Genomic DNA, 9,972 nt, shown 5'->3' with positions numbered 1-9,972 from the left:
TCCCTGCCGCCCGCCCCCCCCCATCGCTATATATAGCCCGCGAACAACGCTTTCTAGCCTCAGGTCATCACTCGCTTCTCTCCCCGCGAGGCCCGGCGGGCCCCCTCCCCGCGCCCCGGCCCCGCCCCTCCCCGTCTCCCGGGCCGCCCTCGGCCGCCCCGCGCGGGGCGGCCCCCGCCCTCGTACCGACCGGTCCGTTCACCCAGCCGTGATTTACTGCCACGGTTTGCTGAGGTCCTTGCTTTACCTGCTTGAAACCTCAAAAGCACCTCAGATCTATGTCTGTGTGACCTTGAGCACTGCCAGAATCGCAGGGCTGCTGACGACCTACGCTCCCCTCACGAAGGCGAAAACTCCCCCCATGAGCGACCGCACCACCGTGGCCGGGACGGCCCCCACCGGGCCCCTCTCGCCGGACTCCCCCCATGTGGACGCCGGCGACGCCGGGTACAGCAAGGACCTCAAGTCCCGCCACATCAACATGATCGCGATAGGCGGGGCGATCGGCACCGGGCTCTTCCTCGGTGCGGGAGGCCGGCTCGCGGGCGCGGGACCCTCCCTGGCCATCGCCTACGCGGTCTGCGGCCTCTTCGCCTTCTTCGTCGTCCGTGCCCTCGGTGAGCTGGTCCTCTACCGCCCCTCCTCCGGCGCCTTCGTCTCCTACGCCCGTGAGTTCATGGGCGAGAAGGGCGCCTACACGGCGGGCTGGCTCTACTTCCTGAACTGGTCCACCACCTGTGTCGCCGACATCACCGCCGCCGCGACCTACGCCCACTTCTGGGCCATGTTCAGCGATATCCCGCAGTGGATTCTGGCCCTGATCGCCCTCGCCGTCGTGCTCACCGCGAACCTCATCTCGGTGAAGTACTTCGGCGAGATGGAGTTCTGGTTCGCGATCATCAAGGTCGCCGCCCTGGTCGGCTTCATGCTCATCGGCATCTTCCTGCTGGTCACCCAGAAGGAGATCGGCGGCCACACCCCCGGCTTCTCCACCATCTCCGCCAACGACGGCGTCTTCCCGCTGGGCATGCTCCCGATGCTGCTGGTGATCCAGGGCGTCGTCTTCGCGTACGCCTCGGTCGAGCTCTGCGGCGTCGCGGCGGGCGAGACCAAGAACCCCGAGAAGGTCATGCCCGGGGCGATCAACTCGATCATGTGGCGGGTGGGCATCTTCTACGTCGGCTCGGTGGCGCTGCTCGCGCTGCTGCTGCCGTACACCGCCTACTCCGGCGACGAGAGCCCCTTCGTCACCGTCATGGACAAGCTCGGCATCCCGGGCGCGGCCGGTGTGATGAACCTGGTGGTGCTCACGGCCGCGCTCTCCAGCCTGAACGCCGGCCTCTACTCCACCGCCCGCATCCTGCGCTCCATGGCGCTCGCCGGCTCCGCGCCCCGCTTCACCGGCCGGATGAACAAGGGCCAGGTGCCGTACGGCGGTGTGCTGCTGACCGCCGCCTTCGGCATGGCGGGCGTCGGACTGAACTACGTCATGCCCGGCGAGGCCTTCGAGATCGTGCTCAACCTCGCCTCCCTCGGCATCCTCGGCACCTGGGGCATGATCATGATCTGCTCCCTGCTCTTCTGGCGGCGCGCCCGCGAGGGCCGTCTCACCCGGCCCTCGTACCGGCTGCCCTGGGCCCCGTACACCCAGATCGTCACCCTGGTCTTCCTCGTCAGCGTCCTCTTCCTGATGTGGTGGGGCGGCGGCATCGGGCGTACGACGGTGACGCTGCTGCCGCTGATCGCGGCGGCCCTGGTCGGCGGCTGGTTCGTCGTACGGGGACGGGTGGAGGCGCTCGCCGCCGGGCGGCAGGGCCACGACGCCTGAGCCGGGCCTCTCCTCCCCGCCCGGGGCCCGGCTGCCCCGATCCGCCCGGAAGTGCCCCCGTACGGCCCCGTGTGTAACGTGCCTACCGGCCATCGCGGCGCGCCGCCCAGGCCCGTCACACTGGTGGCCGACCGATGTGCGAGGAAGGGCAGGTATTCGATGTCACAGCAGGTGCAAGGTGTGATCGCGCCCGGCAGGGACGAGCCGGTACGGGTGGAGACCATCGTCATCCCCGACCCCGGGCCCGGGGAGGCCGTGGTCAAGGTGCAGGCCTGCGGGGTCTGCCACACCGATCTGCACTACAAGCAGGGCGGGATCAACGACGACTTCCCGTTCCTGCTCGGCCATGAGGCGGCCGGTGTCGTCGAGTCGGTCGGCCCGGACGTCACCGATGTGGCCCCCGGCGACTTCGTCGTCCTCAACTGGCGCGCCGTCTGCGGGCGGTGCCGGGCCTGCGAGCGCGGACGCCCCTGGTACTGCTTCGACACCCACAACGCGAAGCAGCGGATGACCCTCACCGACGGCACCGAGCTGTCCCCCGCGCTCGGCATCGGCGCTTTCGCCGAGAAGACCCTCGTCGCGGCCGGCCAGTGCACCAAGGTCGACCCCGAGGTCTCTCCCGCCGTCGCGGGCCTGCTGGGCTGCGGAGTGATGGCGGGCATCGGCGCCGCGATCAACACCGGTGAGGTCGGCCGGGGCGACACCGTCGCCGTCATCGGCTGCGGCGGCGTCGGCGACGCGGCGATCGTCGGGGCCCGGCTGGCGGGCGCCGCCCGGATCATCGCGGTCGACATCGACGACCGCAAGCTGGAGACGGCGAAGAGGATGGGCGCCACCCACACCGTCAACTCCCGCTCCACCGACCCCGTGGAAGCCGTCCGCGAACTCACCGGCGGGTTCGGCGCCGATGTCGTCATCGAGGCGGTCGGCCGCCCCGAGACCTACCGGCAGGCGTTCTACGCCCGTGACCTCGCGGGCACCGTCGTCCTGGTCGGCGTCCCCACCCCCGAGATGAAGCTCGAACTGCCCCTCCTGGACGTCTTCGGCCGCGGCGGCTCGCTGAAGTCCTCCTGGTACGGCGACTGTCTGCCCTCCCGCGACTTCCCCATGCTGATCGATCTGCACCAGCAGGGCCGGATCGACCTGGGCGCCTTCGTCACCGAGACCATCGGCCTCGGCGACGTCGAGAAGGCGTTCGCCCGGATGCACGAGGGCGACGTACTCCGCTCGGTGGTGCAGCTCTGATGGCCGCACGCATCGACCGCCTCGTCACGGCGGGCACCTTCTCCCTCGACGGCGGCACCTGGGACGTCGAGAACAACGTCTGGATCGTCGGCGACGACACCGAGGCGATCGTCATCGACGCCGCACACGACGCGCCCGCCATCGAGGCGGCGCTCGACGGCCGCAGGCTGCTGGCGATCGTCTGCACCCACGCGCACAACGACCACATCGACGCGGCCCCCGCGCTCGCCGACGCCACCGGCGCGCCGATCCTGCTGCACCCCGACGATCTGCCGCTGTGGAAGCAGACCCACCCCGACCGCGCCCCCGACGGCGAACTGGCCGACGGCCAGACGCTCACCGCCGGCGGCGTCGAACTGACCGTGCTGCACACCCCCGGCCACGCGCCCGGAGCGGTCTGCCTGCACGCCCCCGCGCTCACCACGGTCTTCACCGGGGACACCCTCTTCCAGGGCGGCCCCGGCGCCACCGGACGCTCCTTCTCCCACTTCCCGACGATCATCGACTCGATCCGTGAGCGGCTGCTGACCCTGCCGCCGGAGACGGTGGTGCGCACCGGGCACGGCGACGGCAGCACCATCGGCGACGAGGCCCCCCACCTGGGGGAGTGGATCAAGCGCGGCCACTGAGCCGGCGGCTCACTCCCAGCGGGCGAGCCGCAGCCGGCTCTCGAACCGGCGCGGCTCGCCCGTCACCGGATCGGTGAACTCCAGCGTCCGCGCCAGCAACTGGAGCGGACGGGACCAGTCCACAGGCCCGGTCACCGGCTCCCGGACGACCGGGTACAGCGGATCGTCCAGCAGCGGCAGCCCCAGACCGTTCATATGGACCCGCAGCTGATGGGTGCGCCCGGTGGCGGGCAGCAGCCGGTACCGCCCGAGCCCGCCCCGGTGCTCCAGCAGCTCGACGCGGGTCTCGCTGTTCGGCTCCCCGGCGACCTCCCGCGCCGCCTGCACCCCGCGCTCCTTCACGATCCTGCTGCGCACGGTCACCGGGAGGGCCACCCCGGGGTCGTACGCCGCGACCGCCTCGTACTCCTTGCGCACCCGCCGCTCGCCGAACATCGTCTGGTACGCCCCCCGGTCCTGTGGCCGCACCACACAGAGCAGCAGCCCCGCCGTCAGCCGGTCCAGCCGGTGCGCGGGCTGCAACCGGGGCATCCCCAGCTCCCGGCGCAACCGCGCCACCGCCGTCTCGGTGATGTGACTGCCGCGCGGGGTGGTGGCGAGGAAGTGCGGCTTGTCCACCACCACCAGCCGCTCGTCCCGGTGGACGACCCCGATCGCGAACGGCACCCGCTCCTCGTCGGCGAAGTCCCGGTGGAACCAGAGATACCGCCCCGGCGTGTACGGATCGTCCACCCCGACGACCCCCTCCGCCCCCACCACCCGCCCCTCCCGCACCAGCCCCCCGCCGCGCTCCTCCCCGTACCGCCCCACGAAGTACTCGTACACCGTCCCCCACACCCCCGCCGCCCCGTCCGGCAGCCGAAGCCGCACGGGGTCGATGCCGTGCCGCTGGGGGAGGGGTGAATCGGGGGCCTCGCGTCTGCGTCTCACCGGCACGACTGTAGGCCCGCACCCCGGCCCGGCCGCGCCACGGGGCCGGGGCGGCGCCCTGATGTCAGTCCTCGTCGTTCTGGCTGTCGAGCCACTCGGTCGCCAGCTCGTACAGATTCCTCCTGCCGTCCGCGGTCCAGCGCGCTGGAGCCTGCACCGAGGTCGGAGCCTCGGCCCAGCCGGCTAGTTCCCAGATGCGCAGGACCAGCTTGTTGGCGGAGTACGACTGACCGTCGTAGGCCCACAGAAGTGGCTTGCCCCGGTCGTTCTGCCAGGTCGCCAGCGCTCTGAGAGAGTCGGAGGCGATCCACTCCTTCACGGCACGGGCCTCGGGAACATTGCGCGGGACATAGGTCAGCGGAGTTCCGTCCGCGAGCAGCCCGGCGTTGATCAACGTCGGCACCGTGTAGGGACGCTTGGTCCGCCGGCTGCGCTGGGCGGGCGGCTGGTAGTTCTCGGGAAGCGCCGGCACGGGTCGGCCGCCCGCCACATCGGGCAGGACGAGGCGGGCGAGTTCACGGCACTTGGTCTCGTTGGTGAAGATGCTCGTCAGGAAGGACGAGGTGCCGAACTCCGCGTCGACATGGTGGATCAGCCACGACAGCACGGATTCGGTGAGCGGGGGAACGCTGGCGAGCGCCGCCTCCGCATCGAAGGCCGGCTCGTCGATGTCATCGGTGTCGAGAAGCTGGAACACCAGATGGGAGACGAGCAGATCACCCCGCTGAGCCGTGTCCGCCGCCCGTCCGTGCAGCCGTTTGCGCTGAGTGTCGAGTGCCTCGCCCACTGCCCGGTGGATGCGTACGCTGCGCCAGATCCTGAACGCGCCGGGTATCTCGCCGAACAGCCTGGGGTACGCCCCGCCCCGGCCCCGCTCCCACAGCAGGTCCGTGTCCCGCTTGGCGCGCACGGTGAGTTCGGGGGTCCGGTGGGCACAGGCGAGCGCGATCGCCGCGTGGACCACGGAGCACCCCGACTCCGGAGCGGGATCGGCTTCTCCCCGCTTGAAGACGTAGGTCTTCCGCAGCGAGAGGTCGAAGTCCGCGCGGATCAGCACCTGGGCCGTGTCCAGGGCCACGAAATCGCGCTGGGACACATCGTTCTGTGTGTTCGTGGTCTCCGTGATCCGGGCGGCGTATCGCTCCCGGTCGGCTCCGAGGGAGATGACCTTGACGATGACATCGGCGTCGTCGACTGTCTCCGGGGAGAGCTCCCTCGCCTTGTGGATCTCGGTCACCGTCTGGGCGCCGTTGACGACGCTGGCACGCCTCAGCCGCAGCTCGACCGTTTCGTCCGGGCGCCGCCGCCCCGGCCAGGTGGGCTCGATCTCGTCGCACAGGATGATGATGCCGTTGTTCAAGTACCAGAAATTGTCGGGCTCCGTACGGAGGGTGGTCTGGATGCCGGAGTTGATCCGGGTGAGCCCCAGCGACTTGCGGATGTTCTCGTCGTAGAGGCGATCCCCGTGCTCCTCGTACCATTGTGCGACCTGTGAGGCTGCGACGGAGCCGTGGTACGCCACGAAGGGCATGTCCTTCTTATGCCATTGGGGCATGCGGACGGTGATGTCGACCGGCTCCGGAGCGCGATCGGCCTTCAGCTGCTGGAGCAGTTCGCCCGCGCCCATCAGCCGGTAGTTCAGCATCGGCCCAAGACCGTAGTGATCATCTGCCGCCCGTTTCAGGACCGCTTCCGTATCCGCGTGCAGGGGGTCGTTGCCGACGACCGCGATCACCAGGGTGATCTTGAGCCGGGTGTCGGTGAGGGCGGAGTCCAGCCGGTCGGTGAAGGGGGACAGTCTGTCGTTGAACAGATCGAACCGGCGCTGTTCCAGCAGGGTCAGACCATCGACGAACGCGCGTGCCGCATGAGTGTCGAAGCCCGCTGTCCCCGTGTCCTTCCACTTCGCCTGGACGAGCAGGACCCGGGTGCCGTCGGTCACGGCGACGGCGTCGATGCCATTGTCCCGGCTGCCGTCGATCACGGCTTCCGCGCACGTCCGGCGGTCCCAGCCGGTGATCCGCCGGACGGCGGTCGCGGCGACCGCCCGGGACAGGAACGCCCGGTCCCTCTCCGTCTCGGAATTCCGCCGCAGATCGCTCTCGTCGATGAGCCCCCGGTACCCGCGGAACAGCGCCTCGCGAATCTGGTGCAGCTCCAGCGCCGTGATCTTCGTGGCTTCCCGCTTCGTCCCGCCCACAGCCGACTCTCCACCCGTTCCCCTGGTGGCCCGGTGCTGGTCACACCGGTGCCCGGAAATGCAGAAAACCCCAGATCAACTGGGGTTCTCGCTGGTGTCCGAGGGGGGACTTGAACCCCCACGCCCGATAAAGGGCACTAGCACCTCAAGCTAGCGCGTCTGCCATTCCGCCACCCGGACAAGGTGTCTGCCGCTCGGCTTGCGCCCTTGCGACGTGGAAAACCATAGCAAACATTCAGGGGTGCCCGATCACGCCCCGGAGGGCACGGGGGCGTGATCGGGCCGCTGCCCTTGGGGGACGGGGGCGGGCGCGGGAGGATGGGTGGGAACCACCAGGAGCGACAGCGGGAGGAATCAGCGTGAGCGAGTCGAATACGGCCCGTACCGTCTCGGGCGAGGACGAGGTCGTCGACCTCTGCCGTGAGCTGATCCGGATCGACACCAGCAATTACGGGGACCACTCGGGGCCGGGGGAGCGCGTCGCCGCGGAGTACGTGGCGGAGAAGCTCGCCGAGGTCGGGCTCGAACCGAGGATCATCGAGTCGCACCAGGGGCGCGCCTCCACCGTCGCGCGGATCGAGGGGGAGGACCCCAGCCGGCCGGCGCTGCTGATCCACGGCCACACCGATGTCGTACCGGCCAACGCCGAGGACTGGACCCACCACCCCTTCTCCGGCGAGATCGCCGACGGCTGCGTCTGGGGCCGGGGCGCGGTCGACATGAAGGACATGGACGCGATGACGCTCGCCGTCGTACGGGAGCGGCTGCGCACCGGCCGCAAGCCCCCGCGCGACGTGGTGCTGGCGTTCCTCGCCGACGAGGAGGCCGGCGGGACCTACGGCGCGCGGTATCTGGTCGACAAGCACCCGGATCTCTTCGAGGGCGTCAGCGAGGCCATCGGCGAGGTCGGCGGATTCTCCTTCACCGTCAACGAGAATCTGCGGCTCTATCTGGTGGAGACCGCGCAGAAGGGCATGCACTGGATGCGGCTGACCGTGGACGGCACCGCCGGGCACGGGTCGATGACCAACAACGACAACGCGATCACCGAGCTGTGCGAGGCCGTCGGCCGGCTCGGCCGCCATCAGTGGCCGGTGCGGATGACCAAGACCGTACGGTCCTTCCTGGACGAGCTGTCCGACGCGCTCGGCACCCCGCTCGACCCGGAGGACATGGACGCCACCCTCGCCAAGCTCGGCGGGATCGCCAAGATGATCGGCGCGACCCTGCGCAACTCCGCCGCGCCCACCATGCTCGGCGCCGGATACAAGGTCAATGTCATCCCCGGACAGGCCACCGCCCATGTCGACGGCCGTTTTCTGCCGGGGTACGAGGAGGAGTTCCTCGGCGATCTCGACCGGCTGCTCGGCCCCCGGGTCAGGCGCGAGGACGTGCACGGCGACAAGGCGCTGGAGACCAGCTTCGACGGCGACCTCGTGGACGCGATGCAGGCCGCGCTGCGGGCCGAGGACCCCATCGCCCGCGCGGTCCCCTACATGCTCTCCGGGGGCACCGACGCCAAGTCCTTCGACGACCTGGGCATCCGCTGCTTCGGCTTCGCGCCGCTGAAGCTGCCGCCGGAGCTGGACTTCGCAGGAATGTTCCACGGGGTGGACGAGCGGGTTCCGGTGGACGGTCTGAAGTTCGGAGTGCGTGTGCTTGACCGGTTCCTCGACCAGTGCTGAACCGGATCGGGTGAGGACCCGGGGGTCCCGCCGAAAGGACACTCCAATAATCGTGAGTACGTACGCCACTGACTGAAAAGAGTGAAAGGTACATCGGGCTCGTAGCCCTGCTCCCCGCTCCTCGTTACAGGTGGTGCGGTCCGCGGCTGGGACCGCTTTGTCAACGAGGAGGAACAATGATCAAGAAGGTCGTCGCCGCTGCGGCAGCCACGGGTGGCCTGGTACTCGCGGGTGCGGGTGTCGCCATGGCCGACGCCGGTGCCCAGGGCGCCGCAGTCGGCTCCCCCGGTGTGATCTCCGGCAACGCCGTTCAGGTGCCCGTTCACGTCCCGGTGAACGTGTGCGGCAACACGATCGACATCGTCGGTCTGCTGAACCCTGCCTTCGGCAACACCTGCGTCAACTCTTGACGGGGTGACTCGGCCCATCGGGGTTGAGGTGTGAACCCGGCGGTCCCGGAGCGCGTCTCACGCGCTCCGGGACCGCCCCGCATTTCCGCTCCCGGGCACGGGCCCGGAAGCTTCTGAAGAAGGCAGGAAAGCTACCTATGCGACTGGTCACTCGCAAGACCATGATCACCATGGCGGCGGCGGGCGGCGCGCTCGCGCTGGGCGGCGGCTACGCCCACGCCGGCGCCGACGCCAACGGAGGAGCCTCGAACTCGCCGGGCGTCGCGTCCGGGAACTCGGTTCAGGTTCCCGTCCACGTGCCCGTCAACGCGTGCGGCAACACCGTGAACATCGTCGGTCTGCTCAACCCCGCGTTCGGCAACGAATGCGCCAACGTCTCCGGCAGCACCGCGCCCGCCGCACCGACCGCCCCGGGCGGCTCCCACGCGGGCGGCCAGCCGGGCGGGGCCCCCTCCGGGGCGCAGTCCGGCGGCGGCGCCCAGGCGAACGGGGGCGCCGCCAACTCACCCGGTGTCGGCTCCGGCAACAACGTCCAGGCCCCGGTCGACGTCCCCGTGAACGCCTGCGGCAACACGATCGACGTGGTGGGTCTGCTCAACCCGGCGTTCGGCAACGACTGCGCCAACGACTCGGCTCCCGTCCCGGTCAAGCCGCCCGTGAAGCCCACGGAGCCGCCGCAGCCGCCCACCCCGGGCAAGCCGGCTCCCCCCGAGCCGAGCGAGCCCCCCACCGTCCGGCCGCCCGGCGGCACCGACAACCACGTCCGCACCCCGGAGACCCCCGCCCACAAGGCGAACAGCTCCATCAGCAAGGCCGCGGAGCAGCCCGAGGCCCTGGACGAGCTGGCGCGGACCGGCGTCGACTCGCTCGGTCTCACCATCCCGATCGGAGCGGGCATGATGCTGGCGGGAGTGGTGCTGTACCGGCGCGCCCGCGCCCGCGCCTGAACCAGGGGCCACCCTCACCCCGGAGTGGGGGGGGGGGCCGGCGGGGCCCCCCCCCCGGCGGGGCGGCCCGGGGGCGGCACCCGGCGGCGGGTGGGGCG

The 9,972-nt window shown here is 70.4% G+C and carries 8 protein-coding genes and 1 tRNA gene; 6 read left to right on the top strand and 3 right to left on the bottom strand.

Annotation, left to right across the window (positions count from 1 at the left end):
- The first annotated feature begins 361 nt into the window (after positions 1–361).
- The 3 genes from ABT122_RS32505 to ABT122_RS32495 all read left to right on the top strand — a co-directional run bounded on the left by ABT122_RS32505 (position 362) and on the right by ABT122_RS32495 (position 3,702).
- Entirely contained in the window at positions 362–1,828 is a 1,467-nt protein-coding gene (locus ABT122_RS32505; protein WP_351559597.1) for an amino acid permease, read from the top strand.
- A gap of 159 nt (positions 1,829–1,987) precedes the next feature.
- Entirely contained in the window at positions 1,988–3,073 is a 1,086-nt protein-coding gene (locus tag ABT122_RS32500; RefSeq protein ID WP_351559595.1) for an S-(hydroxymethyl)mycothiol dehydrogenase, read from the top strand.
- The gene (locus ABT122_RS32495; protein ID WP_351559593.1) at positions 3,073–3,702 is read left to right on the top strand and encodes an MBL fold metallo-hydrolase; all 630 of its coding nucleotides are present in this window, start codon (positions 3,073–3,075) and stop codon (positions 3,700–3,702) included. Before ABT122_RS32500 ends, ABT122_RS32495 begins: the two co-directional genes overlap by 1 nt.
- A 9-nt stretch (positions 3,703–3,711) precedes the next feature.
- Here the strand turns inward: ABT122_RS32495 and ABT122_RS32490 are convergent, their stop codons facing one another.
- The 3 genes from ABT122_RS32490 to ABT122_RS32480 form a co-directional block, all read right to left on the bottom strand.
- Positions 3,712–4,632 carry a pseudouridine synthase gene (locus ABT122_RS32490; protein WP_351559591.1) on the bottom strand — a complete coding sequence of 307 codons (921 nt, stop codon included), beginning with the start codon at positions 4,630–4,632 and terminating at the stop codon, positions 3,712–3,714.
- A 64-nt stretch (positions 4,633–4,696) separates the two neighbouring features.
- A complete protein-coding gene (locus ABT122_RS32485) occupies positions 4,697–6,832 on the bottom strand; it encodes an AIPR family protein (RefSeq protein WP_351559589.1) in 2,136 nt (711 codons plus the stop codon).
- A 92-nt stretch (positions 6,833–6,924) separates the two neighbouring features.
- A tRNA-Leu gene (locus tag ABT122_RS32480) sits at positions 6,925–7,012 on the bottom strand.
- Between the two features lie 179 nt (positions 7,013–7,191).
- On the opposite strand from ABT122_RS32480, the gene ABT122_RS32475 reads away from it, so the two are divergent.
- From ABT122_RS32475 to ABT122_RS32465, 3 genes are all read left to right on the top strand, one after another.
- Positions 7,192–8,517: a M20/M25/M40 family metallo-hydrolase gene (locus tag ABT122_RS32475; protein ID WP_351559587.1), complete on the top strand. Its 1,326-nt coding sequence runs from the start codon at positions 7,192–7,194 to the stop codon at positions 8,515–8,517.
- Between the two features lie 176 nt (positions 8,518–8,693).
- Positions 8,694–8,927, top strand: coding sequence for a chaplin (locus tag ABT122_RS32470; RefSeq protein ID WP_351559585.1), 234 nt, complete (start codon positions 8,694–8,696; stop codon positions 8,925–8,927).
- A 137-nt stretch (positions 8,928–9,064) separates the two neighbouring features.
- Complete coding sequence (locus ABT122_RS32465; protein ID WP_351559583.1) at positions 9,065–9,874, top strand: chaplin; 810 nt, start codon at positions 9,065–9,067, stop codon at positions 9,872–9,874.
- Positions 9,875–9,972: the final 98 nt, after the last annotated feature.

This window comes from Streptomyces sp. NPDC001985, from assembly GCF_040296845.1.
Classification (GTDB): domain Bacteria; phylum Actinomycetota; class Actinomycetes; order Streptomycetales; family Streptomycetaceae; genus Streptomyces.
This window is presented reverse-complemented; position numbering and strand designations above follow the sequence as displayed.

What these genes read in the sequence shown, in the direction of transcription:
- ABT122_RS32505 (WP_351559597.1), top strand. Translation starts at nt 362, where the DNA reads ATGAGCGACCGCACCACCGTGGCCGGGACGGCCCCCACCGGGCCCCTC.
- ABT122_RS32495 (WP_351559593.1), top strand. Translation starts at nt 3,073, where the DNA reads ATGGCCGCACGCATCGACCGCCTCGTCACGGCGGGCACCTTCTCCCTC.
- ABT122_RS32500 (WP_351559595.1), top strand. Translation starts at nt 1,988, where the DNA reads ATGTCACAGCAGGTGCAAGGTGTGATCGCGCCCGGCAGGGACGAGCCG.
- ABT122_RS32470 (WP_351559585.1), top strand. Translation starts at nt 8,694, where the DNA reads ATGATCAAGAAGGTCGTCGCCGCTGCGGCAGCCACGGGTGGCCTGGTA.
- ABT122_RS32465 (WP_351559583.1), top strand. Translation starts at nt 9,065, where the DNA reads ATGCGACTGGTCACTCGCAAGACCATGATCACCATGGCGGCGGCGGGC.